Origin of the sequence: Limnohabitans sp. (genome assembly GCF_040401135.1) — a bacterium.
Lineage (GTDB): Bacteria > Pseudomonadota > Gammaproteobacteria > Burkholderiales > Burkholderiaceae_C > Limnohabitans.
The window spans coordinates 1-17,324 of record NZ_JBBAOV010000016.1 but is presented as its reverse complement, the minus strand read 5'-3'; the positions used below and the strand labels follow the sequence as shown (position 1 = coordinate 17,324).

The window sequence follows — 17,324 nt, the reverse complement described above, 5'->3', positions numbered from 1 at the left end:
TATAAAAGCGGGCTGCCATTCATCCCACATGTCTTCAGCCGTTGATGACCTTTTGCAACTCACCCGACTCATACATTTCCATCATGATGTCTGAGCCACCCACAAACTCGCCCTTGATGTAGAGCTGTGGGATGGTGGGCCAGTTGCTGTACTCCTTGATGCCGTGACGAATTTCTGCATCGTCCAGCACATTCACGGTTTTGATGGCTTTGGGCTCAACGCCGCAAGCCTTCAACACTTGTATCGCACGACCCGAGAAGCCACACATGGGAAAGCTTGCGCTGCCCTTCATGAACAGCAACACCTCGTTGCCTTTTACTAGTTCGTCAATGCGTTGTTGTGCGTCGCTCATGGGTTAACTCCAAATCAAAAGGTAATTATTTCATTGTCTGCCATTGTCCACCCGTGCAGCGCAAGATTCCCGCAAGGTCAGGACGGCTTTGTACGTTCACAAAACCTTGGTTGCCCAGCAATGTTTGCACAGCCAGGGCTTGGTCAAAACCGTGTTCGAGCAGCAGCCAGCCGTTGGGCTTGAGGTGCCGCACGGCTTCGCGCACGATGACGCGAATGTCGTCCAGCCCATCTGCGCCAGAAGCCAGGGCTGTTAAAGGCTCGTGCTTCAACTCTGCCAAGTGCGCGTCATCGCTGGCCACATAGGGCGGGTTGGAGACGATGGCATCGAAGGTGTGCCCGTTCAGAGGTGCGAGCCACGAGCCATGATGAAAGGTGACGGCTAGCCCTAAGCGTTTGGCGTTTGCGCTAGCCAAGACCAACGCATCCGCGCTGGCATCCACTGCGCGCACAGCAGCATCGGGCCGTGAATGTTTTAGTGCCAAAGCAATCGCACCGCTGCCTGTGCCAAGGTCAACCATCTCGGGTGTGAGCGTGTCGGCCATACAAGACAAAGCCCATTCCACCAAAGTTTCTGTGTCTGCGCGAGGGTCTAGCACGCGTTTGTCCACCTGCAGCGTTAAGCCGAAAAACTCTTTTTGGCCTGTGATGTAAGCCACGGGTTCGGTGTTCAGGCGGCGTTGTGTGGCGTCGGCAAAGGTGGTTTGCGCTGCTGCGTCTAGCGCGTCATCACCATGCGCCAACAACCAAGCGCGGTCGTGCGGTGCGCGGCCCAAGGCGTGCAGCAACAACACTTGGGCATCTAAGCGTGGCAGTCCTAATGTTTGGGCCCAACTAGCGGCTTGAGCCACGGTCAACACATTCATGTGTTGCCTTCCAGCGCCGCCAGTTGCTCGGCCTCGTGTGCATGCTTCAAAGCTTGCATCGCCTCGCTCAAATCACCTTCCATGATGAAGTTGAGTTTGTACAGCGTCAGGTTGATGCGATGGTCGCTCCAGCGCCCCTGCGGAAAGTTGTAGGTGCGAATGCGGTCGCTGCGGTCGCCGCTGCCAATCAGGCCCTTGCGCGTGGCCGCGTCTTTGGCGGCGCGCTCAGAGCGGTCTTTTTCTTGGATGCGAGCCGTCAGCACTTTTAGCGCTTGCGCTTTGTTGCTGTGTTGGCTGCGCCCGTCTTGGCATTCAGCCACGATGCCTGTTGGCAAGTGGGTGATGCGCACCGCAGAGTCTGTTTTGTTGATGTGCTGACCCCCCGCACCACTGGCGCGGTAGGTGTCGATGCGCAAATCAGACGGGTTAATTTTGATCGCTTCCGCCTCGTCCGGCTCGGGCAGTACCGCCACCGTGCAAGCGCTGGTGTGGATGCGGCCTTGTGTTTCGGTGGCAGGCACGCGCTGCACGCGGTGACCGCCCGACTCAAACTTGAGCCAGCCATACACACCGTCGCCCGATGAGCCGCCGTCCATGCGTACCACCACTTCTTTGTAGCCGCCCAGCTCGCTTTGCGATTCGCTCACGATCTCCGTGCGCCAGCCTTGACGCTCGGCATAACGCATGTACATGCGTAGCAAATCGGCAGCAAACAAAGCCGACTCATCGCCGCCCGTACCTGCGCGAATTTCGATAAACGCAGGGCGTGCATCGTCGGGGTCTTTGGGCAGCAGCATGCGTTGCAGCTCGGCTTCGAGTTGCAACAACTCAGCTTGGGCGCTGGTCATTTCTTCTTCGGCCATGGCTCGCATGTCGGCGTCATCGCCTACGTCTTGCAGCATGTGTTGTGCGGCTTGCACATCGGCTTCGCGTTGTTGGTAGCGTGCGAAGCGGCCCGCTGTGGCGGTTACCTCGGTGTGTTCACGTGACAGGGCCAAGAACTGCGTCATGTCCTTCATGATGTCTTCGCGAGACAGCAAGAAATCGAGTTCGTGCAAGCGTTGGGTGTGGCGCTCTAGTTGAGCGCGCAAAAAGTCTTTCATAGGGTCAGCGCCTAACGGTTGCCGCGCAAAAAGAAATGCTCAATGGCATGGCGTGCGCGTTCGCGCGATTCGACGTCACCCGCGTGCAATTCGGCCATCGCACCGTGCAGCATTTTTTGAGTCAGGCCGCGAGACAGGGCTTCCAGTGCCGCATCCACATCGTCGCCTTTGGCAATGGCTTTGCGGGCGCGGGCCAGCTCAACATTGCGCCAGTCTTCGGCTTGGGCGTTGAGCTGTTGTATCAGCGGCACATGGCTGCGCTGGTCCATCCAATGCTCAAAACTTTGCACACCTGCATCGATGATGGCTTCGGCTTGCGCTACCGCTGCTTGTCGGTTGGCTTGGCCGGTTTGCACCACGTCAGACAAATCGTCCACCGTGTAAAGGTACACGTCTTCTAGCAATTTCACCTCGGGTTCGATGTCGCGCGGCACTGCCAAATCGACCATAAACATGGGGCGATGTTTGCGTTGTTTCAGTGCTTGCTTCACCGCGCCCAAGCCAATCAAAGGCAGGGTGCTGGCCGTGCAGCTGATGATCACATCAAATTCATGTAGTCGCCCTGGCAAGTCCCCCAAGCGCATCACCTCGCCGCTAAATTGGGTGGCCAGCTTTTCGCCACGTTCGAGAGTGCGGTTGGCAATGGCGATGGATTTGGGGTTCTTGGCCGCAAAGTGTGTGGCACACAGCTCAACCATTTCGCCTGCGCCCACAAACAGCACGCGGGTTTCGCTCAGGTCTTCAAACAGTTGGCCGGCCAATCGCACAGCGGCGGCGGCCATGCTGATGGAGTGCGCGCCAATCTCGGTGGAGCTGCGTACCTCTTTGGCCACGGCAAATGAGCGTTGGAACAGCTGGTTGAGCGTGGTGCCGAGCGCGCCTGCCTCAGACGCGGCACGCACCGCGTCTTTCATTTGCCCCAAGATTTGGGGCTCGCCCAACACCATCGAGTCCAAACCACTGGCCACACGAAACGCGTGACGTGCGGCATCGGCTTCTAGCAGGGCGTAAGTGTGGCCTTTCAGGTCATCTGCCGACACGCCACCCGACTGGGCCAACCAAGCCATGGTCTGTTGCATTTGGGCCTCGCCGCCCGCACAGTAAATCTCGGTGCGGTTGCAGGTGGAGAGAATGGCCACCTCGCTGTTGGGTGCAAAAGAGTGGCGCAGGGTCGCAAGGGCCGGACCCATTTGTTCGACCGCAAAAGCGAAACGGCCCCGCAAATCAAGCGGGGCTGTCGTGTGATTGAGGCCTAAAGCCCAGACTGCCATAGCGCACATTATAAAATTTACTCGCATGGGTCCCCTAGAACAAATCATTCACACTTTTAACTTCATTGCGCCAGCATGGGGCGTAGCCCTTTTTTGCGTGCTGTTTGCCCGCCTGACCGCTCGTTGGTGGCTGCCTTTGTCGAGTTGGAGCCTGATAAAACAGACGGCGGTGAGTGGTGTTTTGGGCACAGCGGTTCTAGCGGGCGGCTTGGTTTTATGGGGTGTCGACGGAAAAATGGCCACCTATTCGGCCTTGGTCATCGCTTGTGGCACGGCCCAATGGTTCATGTGCAAAGGCTGGCAGCGTTGATGTGAAGCGCTCAAGGCGAGCTGCCTGTATGCACGTTGGCTCCTCTTTGCTGCGCTCAGAATGTCGCTCAACGCGCACACAGGCAACTCATCTTGAGCTTTGGGTTGTCGAATAACCCTAAAAGCCGATGTCGTTCAGCCCCAACCCCAGTAAGTGCTCTAAGCCCCTAGCACCTAAGCCCCAAGCCCCCTGCGGTAAAATCGGTCACTTATTTCGCGCCCCATGCGCCTTAGCGCGCACATCACACCATGAATGCTCCAACCTCGCTAAACCACTTGCTCGCCACGGCTGAAGAAAGCCCGCGACTGCGCGAAATCCCCTACAACTACACCTCTTTCTCTGACCGAGAAATTGTGCTGCGTTTGCTGGGTGCTGATGCGTGGGAGCTTTTGCTGCGCTTGCGCCAAGAGCGTCGCACAGGCCGTTCGGCCCGCATGTTGTATGAGGTTTTGGGTGACATCTGGGTGGTGCAACGCAACCCGTATTTGCAAGACGACTTGCTTGACAGCCCCAAGCGTCGCCTGCAGTTGGTTGAGGCTTTGCATCACCGCTTGGGCGAAGTTCAGCAGCGCCGTACCCCAGATACCGACACCGAGCGCGACGCCTTGGTGGGCCAGTTGTTGCAAGCGGCCAGCCGCGCGGTGGCAGACTTCAGCATCCAGTTTGATGCAATTGCAGCCTTGCGCAAAAAAACCGCCCGTTTGCTCAAAAAGCACACCGCCAACCACAACATCAAGTTTGACGGACTCTCACGCGTCAGCCACGTGACCGACGCCACCGACTGGCGTGTGGAATACCCCTTCGTTGTGCTGACCCCCGACACCGAGGCAGAAATGGCTGGCTTGGTCAAAGGCTGTATCGATCTTGGCCTCACCATCGTCCCTCGTGGCGGCGGCACGGGCTACACCGGTGGCGCAATTCCGCTGACGTGGAAGAGCGCGGTCATCAACACCGAAAAGCTCGAGGCCATGACCGAAGTTGAGATGGTCGACTTGCCTGGCATTGCACACAAAGTGCCCACCATTTACACCGAAGCCGGTGTGGTTACCCAGCGCGTGGCCGATGCGGCCGAGCGCGGCGGTTTTGTGTTCGCGGTCGACCCCACGTCTGCCGAAGCCTCTTGCATCGGCGGCAACATCGCCATGAACGCGGGTGGCAAAAAAGCCGTGTTGTGGGGCACGGCCCTCGACAACTTGGCCAGCTGGCGCATGGTCACGCCAGATGCTGAGTGGCTTGACGTCATTCGCGTGGATCACAACATGGGCAAGATCCATGATGCAGAGATGGCCAGCTTTGAGCTGAAGTACTACCAAGCCGACGGCAAAACTTTCATACGCCAAGAGCGTCTTGATATTCCCGGCAAGTCCTTCCGCAAAGAAGGTTTGGGCAAAGACGTGACCGACAAGTTTTTGAGCGGACTGCCCGGCATTCAAAAAGAAGGTTGCGATGGCTTGATCACCAGCGCACGTTGGGTGCTGCACCGCATGCCGGCGCACACGCGCACGGTGTGCATGGAATTTTTTGGCAACGCCAAAGACGCGGTGCCCAGCATTGTGGAAATCAAAGACTACATGTTTGCCGAGCAAAAGCGCAGCGGCGTGTTGCTGGCGGGCCTTGAGCATTTGGACGACCGTTACTTGCGCGCCGTGGGTTATGCCACCAAGAGCAAACGCGGCGGCCTGCCCAAGATGCTGTTGGTGGGCGACATCGCCGGTGACGATGCCGACGAGGTGGCACGCGTCACCTCTGAAGTTTCGCGCATGGCCAACACCCGCAGCGGTGAGTGCTTTGTGGCGGTCAGCCCCGAGGCGCGTAAAAAGTTTTGGCTAGACCGCAAGCGCACAGCGGCCATCAGCCGCCACACCAATGCGTTCAAGATCAACGAAGACGTGGTGATTCCCTTACCTCGCATGGCCGAGTACACCGACGGCATTGACCGCATCAACATCGAACTCAGCCTGCGTAACAAGCTGGAGTTGTGTGACGCCCTGGACGACTTCTTGGCCAAAGGCAACTTACCCTTGGGCAAGTCAGATGACGCAGCCGACATTTCCACGCCCGAGTTGCTAGAAGACCGCGTGCAACAAGCGCGCTCGCTGGTGGCCGAGGTGCGTGGCATGTGGCAGCAGTGGCTCAACGACTGCGATGCACTGTTCCCTCAGTTGCAAGACCACACTTTGCGCGCCAGCTGGAAAACACAAATCCGTGCGGTGTTGCAAAACATCTTCACGGGTGCGCAACTTGCGCCTATCTTGGACGAGTGCACCGCCATTCACCAACGCGTGCTGAAAGGCCGCGTGTGGGTGGCCTTGCACATGCACGCCGGTGACGGCAATGTGCACACCAACATTCCCGTCAACAGCGACAACTACGTCATGCTGCAAACCGCGCATGAGGTGGTGTCCCGCATCATGGTGCTGGCGCGTTCACTGGATGGTGTTATCTCTGGCGAGCACGGCATTGGCATCACCAAAATGGGCTTTTTGACGGATGCTGAGTTGCAGCCGTTTGCAGACTACAAAGCCAAGGTTGACCCAGAAGGGCGCTTCAACAAAGGCCATTTGCTGCGCAACCAAGACACCGATCTGTCCTTGCGCCACGCCGACCTGAGCCAGGCCTACACGCCTAGCTTTGGCTTGATGAGCCACGAGTCACTCATCATGCAGCAAAGCGAAATTGGTGCCATTGCCAGCAGCGTCAAAGACTGTTTGCGTTGCGGCAAATGCAAGCCCGTGTGCGCCACCCATGTGCCACGCGCCAACTTGCTGTACAGCCCACGCGACAAAATTTTGGCCACTTCTTTGCTGGTCGAAGCCTTCTTGTATGAAGAGCAAACGCGCCGCGGTGTGTCCATCAAACATTGGCAAGAGTTTGAAGATGTGGCCGACCATTGCACGGTGTGCCACAAGTGTTTGACACCTTGCCCAGTCAAAATTGACTTTGGCGATGTGACCATGAACATGCGTAATTTGTTACGCAAGATGGGCCAAAAAACCTTCCGTCCTGGCAACGCGGCGGCAATGTTCATGCTCAACGCCACCAACCCTGAGACCATCAAGTTGGCGCGCTTCGCCATGGTGGACGTGGGCATGAAGCTGCAACGCTTCGCGCACGGCCTGCTCAAAGTGGTGGCTCGCAAACAAACCAAGGCGCCGCCTGCCACTGTGGGCACTGCGCCCATCAAAGAACAGGTGATTCACTTCATCAACAAGAAGATGCCGGGCAACCTGCCCAAGAAATCGGCCCGTGCCTTGCTCGACATCGAGAACAACGACTACGTGCCCATCATCCGCGACCCAAAAACCACCACCTCAGAAACTGAAGCGGTGTTTTATTTCCCCGGTTGCGGCTCTGAGCGTTTGTTCAGCCAAGTGGGTCTGGCCACGCAAGCCATGTTGTGGCACGCGGGCGTGCAAACCGTGTTGCCACCTGGCTACCTGTGCTGCGGTTATCCGCAAAAAGGTTCGGGCCAGTTCGACAAGGCCGACAAGATCATCACTGACAACCGCGTGTTGTTCCACCGTGTGGCCAACACGCTTAACTACCTCGACATCAAAACCGTGGTGGTGAGCTGCGGCACGTGCTTTGACCAGTTGCAAGGTTACGAGTTCGACAAAATTTTCCCTGGTTGCCGCATCGTCGACATCCACGAATATCTGTTGGAGAAGGACATCAAACTCAGCGCTGACCAACAGGCGGGCTATTTGTTCCATGACCCTTGTCACAGCCCCATGAAGCAACAAGACCCGATGAAAACGGTCAAGTCGCTGGTGGGCGATCAGGTGGTCAAGAGCAGCCGTTGCTGTGGCGAGTCTGGCACTTTGGGTGTGACCCGTCCAGACATTGCCACCCAGGTGCGCTTTCGCAAAGAAGAAGAGCTGCAAAAAGACGAAGCCGCTTTGCGTGCCATGACTGGCCAAGCCAAAGGCGACATGAAAATCCTCACCAGCTGCCCCAGCTGTTTACAAGGCCTGACCCGCTACGGTGACGACTTGCAAAACGGTTTGCTCGAAGCCGACTACATCGTGGTCGAGATGGCGCGCAAGATTTTGGGCGAGCAATGGATGCCCAACTACGTGGCCCAAGCCAACGCAGGTGGTATTGAGCGCGTGTTGGTTTAATTAGAAAGACACCTATGGCCGGCTTAGAAAAACACACGCCTACACCCCAAGACATCACGGTGCATGGCGCATCGCGTGTGTTGGAAGTCAGCTTTGCCGATGGCGCAAGTTTTCGCATTCCGTTTGAGTTGATGCGCGTCTACAGCCCATCGGCCGAAGTGCAGGGCCACGGCCCAGGCCAAGAGGTGTTGCAAACTGGCAAGCGCTTGGTTGGCCTTGAGGGCCTCGAGCCCGTGGGCAACTACGCCATCAAGCCCACCTTCAGCGATGGCCACGAAAGCGGCTTGTTCACTTGGGAATACTTGTATTTTTTGGGTTCCGAACAAGACCAGTTGTGGGCCGACTACGAACGCCGTTTGCAAGCCGCAGGCATCGAGCGTGACGCGGCTATGCCTGAAAAAGGCGGCGCTGGCTGCAGCAGCCACGCACATTGATACCATTACAAATATGAGCAGTACCCATTTCGGTTTCAAAACCGTCGACGAAAAAGAAAAAGCCAAGCATGTGCGTGGCGTGTTTGACTCGGTCGCCTCCAAGTACGACGTGATGAACGACCTCATGTCAGCCGGACTGCACCGCGTGTGGAAGCGCTACACCGTTATGGTGGCCGACTTGCGCGAGGGCTCGCAAGTGCTCGACATCGCAGGCGGCACGGGCGATTTGGCGATGGCCTTTGCCAAGAAAGTGGGCAACACGGGCCGCGTGGTGCATACCGACATCAACGAAGCCATGTTGCGCACCGGCCGAGACCGTTTGCTCGACGACGGCATGGCTTTACCCACCTTGGTGTGCGATGCCGAAAAGCTACCTTTTCCCGACAACCACTTTGACGTGGTCAGCGTGGCCTTTGGCCTGCGCAACATGACCCACAAAGACGTAGCCCTCAAAGAAATGTGCCGCGTGCTCAAGCCCCAAGGCAAGCTGCTGGTGTTGGAGTTTTCCAAAGTGGCCAAGCCACTAGAAAAAGCCTACGACTGGTACTCCTTCAACATCTTGCCCAAGTTGGGCCAGATGATTGCGGGAGATGCCTCTAGTTACCAATATTTGGCCGAATCCATTCGTATGCATCCGGGCCAAGAAGAGTTGAAAGCCCTTATGAAGCAAAATGGCTTTGGTCATGTGGACTTTCACAACATGAGCGCCGGCGTAGTGGCGCTTCATGTTGGAATCAAGTGCTGAATCATTGACACAACAGGAGACGATGCGATGAAAAAACTTTTGACAGCTATTTTTGTGGTGGCCATGGGTATGGCCACCATGCATGCCGAGGCCGCTAAGCGCTTGGGCGGTGGTAAATCGACGGGCCAGCAGTCGAGCAACGTGACGCAGCGCGATGCTGCCAAACCTGCGCCTGCTGCCGCACCTAATGCTGCTGCAGCCCCTGCTGCTGCACCCAGCCGTTTTGGTGGCATGGGCGGCATGCTCGGTGGCTTGGCCGCCGGTTTGGGCCTTGCTTGGTTGGCAAGCTCCATGGGCTTTGGCGCCGAGTTTGGTCAGTTCCTCATGTTTGGTTTGTTGGCCTTGGTGGTCATGGTGGTGATTGGCATGATCATGCGCCGTCGCCAGCAACCCGCAGCTGCTAACCCCAGCCCCTTCGCTTTTGAAGGTGCGGGCGCACCAGCCAACCCATCCAACTTGCCGCAGTACAACCCCAAGAACGTGGGCAACGACTCGTCAGCCCGTCCGATGGACACGCAAACCAATTTCACACCTGCTGCTGGCGGCTCCATGATTGGATCCGCCATAGGCGCCAACGCAACTTGGGGTGTGCCTGCTGACTTCGACACCTTGGGCTTTGTCAACGCTGCCAAGCAAAACTTTATGACCTTGCAGCAAGCTTGGGACCGCTCTGACATCAGCGCCCTGCGCGTCATGATGACCGACACCATGTTGAGCGAAATCCAAGCCCAATTGGCTGAGCGCGAAGCCACATCCAATGGCCAAGTCAACCACACCGAAGTGGTCATGCTTGATGCACGTCTGTTGGGCATCGAAGAGGTGGGCACCACCTACATGGCTAGCGTCGAGTTCTCAGGTCTGATCCGTGAAGAGCCATCCTCTAGCCCCACACCTTTCCGCGAAGTGTGGAACATGACCAAGCCCAAAGACGGTAGCTTGGGTTGGTTGGTGGCAGGCGTTCAAGCCTTGCAATAAACCGGCATAAACAGGGAATAATTGGGGACTATGGCAACACAGTCCCCTTTTTCTTGGTTAGTCGATGCAGCAAACACGCTGCGCGCCAAACTCCCCGCAGATTTACCGCAATCGTTCACCCCGCCCGCATGGGCGGTGGCTGAAGTGCAGCAGCGTGTAGTCCTCTTTTTAAACCATGTGCTCATGCAAGAGCCCGCTGCCCGCGACCGCTTGCAACGTCAACGAGGGCGTCAAGTGCAAGTGTGCTGGCGCGATCAAGTGTTTCAATGTGCTTTTACCCCCGCTGGTTTGATCGAGTTCATCGCGCCCGATGCCAGCACTCATGCCAGCGCCAAAGCCCCCGATCTTGTGCTGCGCGTGAACGAGCCTTCGCCGTTCGAGCTGGTCAAGACAGTGGCGCAAGGCGAGAAGCCCGCTATTCGCATTGAGGGCGATGTGCAATTGGCGGCCGAAGTCAATTGGCTTATTGACCACGTGCGCTGGGACCCCGAAGAGGACTTGTCCCGCCTCATAGGCGATGCACCCGCTCATACCCTGGCGCAAAACGCCAAGCGAGCCGTGGACGCGCTTCGCAGCTTTGTAAAGCAGCAAGCCTCGAAAGCCGCGCCATGATGACCCGTTTGTTACGCGGTATCTACATTGTCTTCATCGTCTTGCGCTATGGCCTGGATGAACTGGTGTTGACTAGTTTTCAAAAGCCGGGCCTGCGTTTGTTGGCCCGCGTGGTGTCTATCGGTCGTGATTTGTCTGCGCCTCGTGGCCAGCGTTTGCGCGAAGCGCTAGAGCACCTCGGCCCTATTTTTGTGAAGTTCGGACAGGTGCTGTCCACTCGCCGTGATTTGTTGCCGCCCGACATTGCCGATGAGTTGGCGCACCTGCAAGACCGCGTGCCTCCGTTTCCGTCAAATGCCGCCGTGACCATCATCGAGCGTGCGTTTGGCCGCCCATTGAATGAAATTTTTGTCGACTTCACCCACACGCCCGTGGCCAGCGCATCTATTGCTCAGGTGCACTTTGCCGTCATCAAAGACCGCAACGGCATGACGCGCGAAGTGGCTGTCAAGGTCCTGCGCCCCGGCATGTTGACCGTGATCGACAAAGACCTCAGCCTGTTGCGCATGATGGCCGTTTGGGTCGGCCGCTTGTCAGCAGACGGCAAACGCCTGAAGCCCCGCGAAGTGGTGGCCGAGTTTGACAAATACCTGCACGACGAGCTGGACTTTGTGCGCGAAGCCGCTAACGCCGCGCAGCTGCGCCGCAACATGGAAGGCCTCAACCTGGTGATGATTCCCGAAATGATTTGGGACTTTTGCCACACCGAAGTCATCGTGATGGAGCGCATGAAGGGCGTGCCCATCAGCCAAGTCGACCGTTTGCGTGCGGCGGGCGTGGATATTCCCAAGCTGGCTCGTGATGGCGTGACCATCTTCTTTACCCAGGTGTTTCGCGATGGTTTTTTTCATGCCGACATGCACCCCGGCAACATCCAAGTCAGCCTCGACCCTGCCACCTTTGGCCGCTACATTTCGCTGGACTTTGGCATCGTGGGCACGCTCACCGAGCACGACAAAGAGTATCTGGCGCAAAACTTTACCGCCTTCTTCCGCCGCGACTACAAGCGCGTGGCCGAGTTGCACGTGGAGTCGGGTTGGGTGCCTGCTGACACACGCGTGGACGAGCTTGAGTCAGCCGTGCGCGCTGTCTGCGAGCCTTACTTTGACCGACCGCTGAAAGAAATTTCTCTTGGCTTGGTACTGATGCGCTTGTTCCAAACCTCGCGCCGTTTCAATGTCGAAATTCAGCCGCAATTGGTGCTGCTGCAAAAAACCCTGCTCAACATCGAGGGCCTGGGCCGCGAACTAGACCCCGATCTGGACCTTTGGAACACCGCCAAACCCTTCTTAGAAAAATGGATGATCGAGCAAGTGGGGCCCAAAAAACTCTGGCAACAACTGGTGGCCGAAGCCCCGCGCTATGCCAAACTATTGCCCGAGTTGCCTCGCTTGATGCATGACTTTTTGAAGCATCGTCCAAACGACAGCAATCCCGAATTGCAATTGCTCATCGAAGAACAGCGCCGCACCAACCGTCTGTTGCAGCGGCTCATTTGGTCTGGCGCTGGCTTCTTGTTGGGATTGCTGGCCATGCAGGTGTTTGTGCGTTCGCACTCTTTTTATTAACCTCTTTGCGGAGTTGACCCGTGCTGCTCACACTCGTCATCGTCTATTTGTTGATCACCATTGCCATCGGTTTGATGGCAGCCAAACGCGTTCAAAACTCGGCTGACTTTGCCATTGCGGGCCGCCACCTGCCCATGGCCATGATTGTCACCACCACGTTTGCCACGTGGTTTGGCTCTGAAACGGTGCTGGGCATTCCTGCCAAGTTTGTAAACAGCGGTTTGCACGGTGTGGTCGAAGACCCATTTGGCGCAGGTTTTTGCCTCATTTTTGTGGGCTTGTTCTTTGCCGCCAAGCTCTACCGCATGACGCTGCTCACCATCAGCGACTACTTTCGCGAGCGCTACGGTCGCGTGGTCGAGGTGGTGTGCTCGATCATCATCATGGTCAGCTATCTGGGTTGGGTGTCAGCGCAAGTTACAGCCTTAGGCCTCGTGTTTAATTTGTTATCCAATGGCGTGATCAGCATGGAACTGGGTATGGTCATTGGCGTGGTGTCTATCTTGGCCTACACCCTGTTTGGTGGCATGTGGTCGGTGGCGATCACCGATTTCATTCAGATGATTATTTTGGTCGTGGGCTTATCTATCTTGGCCGTGTATGCGTCGGATCAAGCGGGCGGGGCCGACAAGGTGTTGGCGCTAGCGATTAGCCAAGACATGTTTAAGTTTTGGCCTGAGCCCCACATGAAAGACATTTTGTTTTTCTTTGCCTCCGCCATCACCATCATGCTGGGCTCGATTCCGCAGCAAGATGTGTTTCAGCGCGTCATGTCGGCCAACAGCATCAAGGCGGCCACGCGTGGCCCCGTGATTGGCGGCATTTGCTACATCTTGTTTGCTTTTGTGCCCATGTTTTTGGTGGTCAGCGCCATGCTTATCATGCCCGAGCAAGCGGCAGCGCTGATTGCTGACGACCCACAAAAAGTGCTGCCCACCTTGGTGATGACGCAAATGCCGTTTGTCATGCAAGTGCTTTTTTTTGGTGCCTTGCTGTCAGCGATCAAGTCTTGCGCCTCCGCCACTTTGCTGGCACCTAGCGTCACATTTACCGAAAACATTTGGCGACAGTTCTACCCCCATCAAACCGACCAACAAGAGCTGCGCGCCATGCGCGTTACCGTGTTGGTGTTTAGCGTGTTTGTGCTGGGTTACGCCATTCGCATGCAGGGCACGTCGATCTACGAAATGGTGTCGGGCGCCTATCAGGTGCCGTTGGTGGGCGCTTTTGTGCCGCTTACCTTTGGTCTTTATTGGAAGCGTGCCACCACTCAGGGGGCGATCTTTGCCTTGACCTTTGGCTTGCTCACTTGGGGCTTGTTCTTGGTCACGCCAGCGGGTGAAGAGTTTCCGGCGCAGTTGGCGGGTGTATTGGCCAGTTTGACGGGCATGGTGCTGGGCTCGTTGGGGCCGCAAGCCATTCGCAACGTCCACAGCGGCCACCACAAACTGGTTGGCACGGCATAGCCAACACGGGTGGGCTGGGCCTTGAAATAGGTGGCGCACGCCTATAATTCAGGGTTTTACCCAACCCTCCTCGCCATGCCAATTTACGCCTACAAATGCGGGTCCTGCGGCCATGCCAAGGACGTCTTGCAAAAAATTGCAGATGCCCCACTGACCGATTGCCCCGAGTGCGGCAAGTCCACGTTTTCCAAGCAGCTCACGGCTGCGGGCTTTCAGCTCAAAGGCTCGGGTTGGTACGCCACCGACTTCAAAGGCGGCGCTGCTGCCCCCGCCGCAGCGGCTGCCCCAGCTGCTGCAGCCTCGGCCACTGACAGTGCATCGACCAGTAACAGCAACAGCACCGACACCGCCTCTAGCAGTCCTTCTGCCCCAGCCGCATCAGCCGCCCCCGCTGCCCCAGCTGCCTCAGGCGGTTGCGCTACGGGCTGTGCCTGCCACTGAATTTTCAAAACCCAAAGGTCTTTTATGCCGATTAAAAAATACCTGCTCGCAGGCCTCTTGGTCTGGACGCCTTTAGCTATCACCGTTTGGGTGCTAACTTGGCTGGTGGGCATCATGGACGGCATCTTCATCGATACCCTCTCTAAGTTCCGACCTTTGGTGTCGCAAAGCACCGTCACCGCTTTGCGTGACATGACCGGCCTAGGCGTGATCCTGGTGCTGTTGGTTTTGTTGATCACGGGTGCCTTGGCCTCCAACGTGTTGGGTAAATGGATGGTGCGCCAATGGGACAAGTTGTTTACCAACATTCCCATCGTCAAATCCATTTACGCCAGCGTAAAAAAGGTGTCTGACACTTTGTTCTCCAGCAACGGCAATGCATTTCGCCAAGCCCTGCTGGTGCAATACCCGCATGCAGGCATGTGGACCATCGCGTTCCAAACAGGCACGCCCGTGGGCGAAGTGGCTGCCAAGCTGCAAGGCGAACACCTCAGCGTTTATGTGCCCACTACACCCAACCCCACCAGCGGATTTTTTTTGCTGGTGCCCCGCAGCGATGTCATCGAGCTCGAGCTGAGCGTCGACGAAGCGCTGACGTATGTCATCTCCATGGGCGCTGTGTCTCCTAGCGCCCCAGCAATCAACGAAAAGAGAATCTAAAAAATGGCAATGCGCTCCCACTATTGCGGTCTGGTGACCGAAGCTCTCAATGGCCAAACCGTCAGCCTGTGCGGCTGGGTCAACCGTCGTCGTGACCACGGCGGCGTGATCTTTATCGACCTGCGTGACCGCGAAGGTTACGTGCAAGTGGTGTGCGACCCAGATCGCCCAGACATGTTCCAAGTGGCCGAAAACGTGCGCAATGAGTTTTGTATCCAAGTCAAAGGTTTGGTACGTGCCCGTCCTGACGGCACGGCCAACGAAGGCTTGAAGAGCGGCAAGATTGAGGTGCTGTGCCACGAGCTGATTGTGTTGAACGAGTCCGTCACCCCACCGTTCCAAATTGATGACGACAACCTGTCCGAGACCACGCGCCTCACACATCGCGTGCTCGACCTGCGTCGCCCGTACATGCAAAACAACCTCATGCTGCGCTATCGCGTGGCCATGGAAGTGCGCAAGTACCTCGACGAAAACGGTTTTGTGGACATCGAAACCCCCATGCTCACCAAGAGCACCCCCGAAGGTGCGCGCGATTACCTCGTGCCTAGCCGCGTGCATGACGGCCAGTTTTTTGCGCTGCCCCAATCGCCTCAGTTGTTCAAGCAGCTGCTGATGGTGGCCGGTTATGACCGCTACTACCAAATCACCAAGTGCTTCCGCGACGAAGACTTGCGCGCTGACCGCCAGCCCGAATTTACCCAGATCGATATCGAAACATCCTTCCTCACCGAAGAAGAAATTCGTGACATGTTCCAGGGCATGATCAAGCACGTGTTCCAAAAAACCATCGGTGTTGACTTGGGCGAGTTCCCCGTCATGACCTACCAAGACGCCATGCACATCTACGGCTCTGACAAGCCCGACCTGCGCGTCAAACTGCAGTTCACCGAGCTGACCGACGTCATGGGTGATGTGGACTTCAAAGTGTTCTCGGGCGCTGCCAACATGAAAGGCGGCCGCGTGGTCGCTCTGCGTGTGCCTAACGGTTCGGTCGAAGGCGGCGGCATCAGCCGTGGCGAAATTGACGCGTACACCGAGTTCGTCAAGATCTACGGCGCCAAAGGCTTGGCCTACATCCGCGTCAACGAGTTGGCCAAAGGCCGTGACGGTTTGCAGTCACCCATCGTCAAGAACATCCATGACGCAGCTTTGGCCGCCGTGCTTGAACGCACAGGCGCACAAGATGGCGACTTGATTTTCTTCGGTGCAGACAAAGCCAAAATCGTCAACGACGCTATCGGCGCGCTGCGCATCAAAATCGGCCACAGCGAGTTCGGCAAGAAAAACGGTTTGTTCGAAGCACGTTGGGCCCCGATGTGGGTGGTCGACTTCCCCATGTTCGAGTTCGACGAAGAAAACCAACGCTACACCGCCGTGCACCACCCCTTCACTGCGCCCAAAGACGGCCACGAAGATTGGATGGTCACCGCCCCCGAGAAGTGCATCTCCAAGGGCTACGACATGGTCTTGAACGGCTGGGAAATGGGCGGCGGCTCGGTGCGTATCCACCGCGCTGACGTGCAGCAAAAAGTGTTTGATGCCTTGAAGATCACGCCCGAAGAAGCACAGCTCAAGTTCGGTTTCCTGCTTGACGCTTTGCAATACGGTGCGCCTCCGCATGGTGGCTTGGCATTTGGTTTGGACCGCATCGTCACCATGATGACGGGCGCTGAATCCATCCGCGACGTCATTGCCTTCCCCAAAACCCAACGTGCTCAGTGCTTGCTTACCCAAGCCCCAAGTCCGGTGGACGAAAAGCAATTGCGCGAACTGCACATCCGCTTGCGCACCTTGGATGCAGCCAAGGCTTAATCTAAGTTCAGCACACGCGCCAGCGGCACATCGCTAGGCGCTTCATAGTCCGCCACGATCCATGCACGGCTCGTGTGCGCGGCGGCATCACTCAAAAACTCTTTGATGATGCGAATGGAGCCAAAGTCGAGCGCCGCAAACGGTTGGTCTAGCAAGGTCACCGCCGCGCCCGAGGCCAGGGCAGCCACCACCATTACCTTGCGGCGGCTACCTGCCGACAACATGTTGAGGCGCTTCTCCAAGTGCTCGGCCATGTTGAGTTCTTTGGACAAGTCTTGCAGCAGCGCCTCGTTCCAAGACGGGTAGCGTCCGCGCAGCGTATCCCAACAGTCCTGCACCGTGGCGGCATCGTGTGCGGGGCCCTGCAAATCCACCCAAAACACACCGCCCTCCGGCGCAGTCACCGTGCCAGCCGTGGGCTGCACATCGCCCGCCAGCAAACGCAGCAAAGTGGTTTTGCCTTTGCCTTCGTCACCGCAAATCCAGCTCACGCCTGCGGGCCAAGAGAAGCTGAGGTTGTGGATGGGTCCGTGGGTGAGGGCTTGGGTTTGAATCAGAAATGGCGTGAGCATGACGTCATCGTAGT

16 protein-coding genes are annotated in these 17,324 nt (G+C 57.2%); 11 read left to right on the top strand and 5 right to left on the bottom strand.

Annotated features, from left to right (window positions below; genetic code table 11):
• Positions 1-34 precede the first annotated feature (34 nt).
• From grxD to hemA, 4 genes are read right to left on the bottom strand one after another with little or no spacing between them, the layout of a single operon-like run.
• The gene (grxD, locus tag ABWP81_RS06155; protein ID WP_353132497.1) at positions 35-352 is read right to left on the bottom strand and encodes a Grx4 family monothiol glutaredoxin; all 318 of its coding nucleotides are present in this window, start codon (positions 350-352) and stop codon (positions 35-37) included.
• A 25-nt stretch (positions 353-377) separates the two neighbouring features.
• Positions 378-1,217 (bottom strand): peptide chain release factor N(5)-glutamine methyltransferase, encoded by an 840-nt coding sequence (gene prmC, locus ABWP81_RS06150; RefSeq protein WP_353140318.1) that lies wholly within the window; start codon positions 1,215-1,217, stop codon positions 378-380.
• The gene (prfA, locus tag ABWP81_RS06145) at positions 1,214-2,320 is read right to left on the bottom strand and encodes a peptide chain release factor 1 (protein WP_353132491.1); all 1,107 of its coding nucleotides are present in this window, start codon (positions 2,318-2,320) and stop codon (positions 1,214-1,216) included. The genes prmC and prfA overlap by 4 nt, the downstream gene beginning before the upstream one ends.
• An 11-nt stretch (positions 2,321-2,331) precedes the next feature.
• Positions 2,332-3,591 carry a glutamyl-tRNA reductase gene (hemA, locus tag ABWP81_RS06140; protein WP_353132488.1) on the bottom strand — a complete coding sequence of 420 codons (1,260 nt, stop codon included), beginning with the start codon at positions 3,589-3,591 and terminating at the stop codon, positions 2,332-2,334.
• A gap of 25 nt (positions 3,592-3,616) precedes the next feature.
• Here hemA and ABWP81_RS06135 point away from each other — a divergent pair, with 25 nt between their 5' ends.
• The 11 genes from ABWP81_RS06135 (at position 3,617) to aspS (ending at position 16,738) form a co-directional block, all read left to right on the top strand.
• A complete protein-coding gene (locus ABWP81_RS06135; RefSeq protein WP_353132485.1) occupies positions 3,617-3,901 on the top strand; it encodes a hypothetical protein in 285 nt (94 codons plus the stop codon).
• A 248-nt stretch (positions 3,902-4,149) separates the two neighbouring features.
• Positions 4,150-8,022, top strand: a complete 3,873-nt coding sequence (locus tag ABWP81_RS06130) for a DUF3683 domain-containing protein (RefSeq protein ID WP_353140316.1) — start codon at positions 4,150-4,152, stop codon at positions 8,020-8,022.
• A gap of 14 nt (positions 8,023-8,036) precedes the next feature.
• Positions 8,037-8,456, top strand: a complete 420-nt coding sequence (locus ABWP81_RS06125) for a gamma-butyrobetaine hydroxylase family protein (protein WP_353140314.1) — start codon at positions 8,037-8,039, stop codon at positions 8,454-8,456.
• 13 nt (positions 8,457-8,469) lie between these two features.
• Positions 8,470-9,201 (top strand): bifunctional demethylmenaquinone methyltransferase/2-methoxy-6-polyprenyl-1,4-benzoquinol methylase UbiE, encoded by a 732-nt coding sequence (ubiE, locus tag ABWP81_RS06120; protein WP_353140312.1) that lies wholly within the window; start codon positions 8,470-8,472, stop codon positions 9,199-9,201.
• Between the two features lie 27 nt (positions 9,202-9,228).
• Entirely contained in the window at positions 9,229-10,176 is a 948-nt protein-coding gene (locus ABWP81_RS06115; protein ID WP_353140310.1) for a Tim44 domain-containing protein, read from the top strand.
• A gap of 30 nt (positions 10,177-10,206) precedes the next feature.
• On the top strand, positions 10,207-10,788 hold the full coding sequence (locus ABWP81_RS06110; protein ID WP_353140308.1) for a hypothetical protein: 582 nt from the start codon (positions 10,207-10,209) through the stop codon (positions 10,786-10,788).
• Positions 10,788-12,356, top strand: a complete 1,569-nt coding sequence (ubiB, locus tag ABWP81_RS06105; RefSeq protein ID WP_353132614.1) for a ubiquinone biosynthesis regulatory protein kinase UbiB — start codon at positions 10,788-10,790, stop codon at positions 12,354-12,356. The genes ABWP81_RS06110 and ubiB overlap by 1 nt, the downstream gene beginning before the upstream one ends.
• 20 nt (positions 12,357-12,376) lie before the next feature.
• The gene (locus ABWP81_RS06100; RefSeq protein ID WP_353140306.1) at positions 12,377-13,822 is read left to right on the top strand and encodes a high affinity choline transporter 1; all 1,446 of its coding nucleotides are present in this window, start codon (positions 12,377-12,379) and stop codon (positions 13,820-13,822) included.
• A gap of 75 nt (positions 13,823-13,897) precedes the next feature.
• Positions 13,898-14,263 carry an FmdB family zinc ribbon protein gene (locus ABWP81_RS06095; RefSeq protein ID WP_353140304.1) on the top strand — a complete coding sequence of 122 codons (366 nt, stop codon included), beginning with the start codon at positions 13,898-13,900 and terminating at the stop codon, positions 14,261-14,263.
• A 24-nt stretch (positions 14,264-14,287) separates the two neighbouring features.
• Positions 14,288-14,923, top strand: coding sequence for a DUF502 domain-containing protein (locus tag ABWP81_RS06090; RefSeq protein ID WP_353132461.1), 636 nt, complete (start codon positions 14,288-14,290; stop codon positions 14,921-14,923).
• 3 nt (positions 14,924-14,926) lie between these two features.
• Positions 14,927-16,738, top strand: coding sequence for an aspartate--tRNA ligase (aspS, locus tag ABWP81_RS06085; RefSeq protein ID WP_353132458.1), 1,812 nt, complete (start codon positions 14,927-14,929; stop codon positions 16,736-16,738).
• On the opposite strand, the gene ABWP81_RS06080 is transcribed toward aspS, so the two are convergent.
• On the bottom strand, positions 16,735-17,324 hold a 590-nt coding region (locus ABWP81_RS06080), incomplete at its 5' end, for an ABC transporter ATP-binding protein (protein WP_353140302.1). The two genes, aspS and ABWP81_RS06080, sit on opposite strands and share 4 nt — an antisense overlap.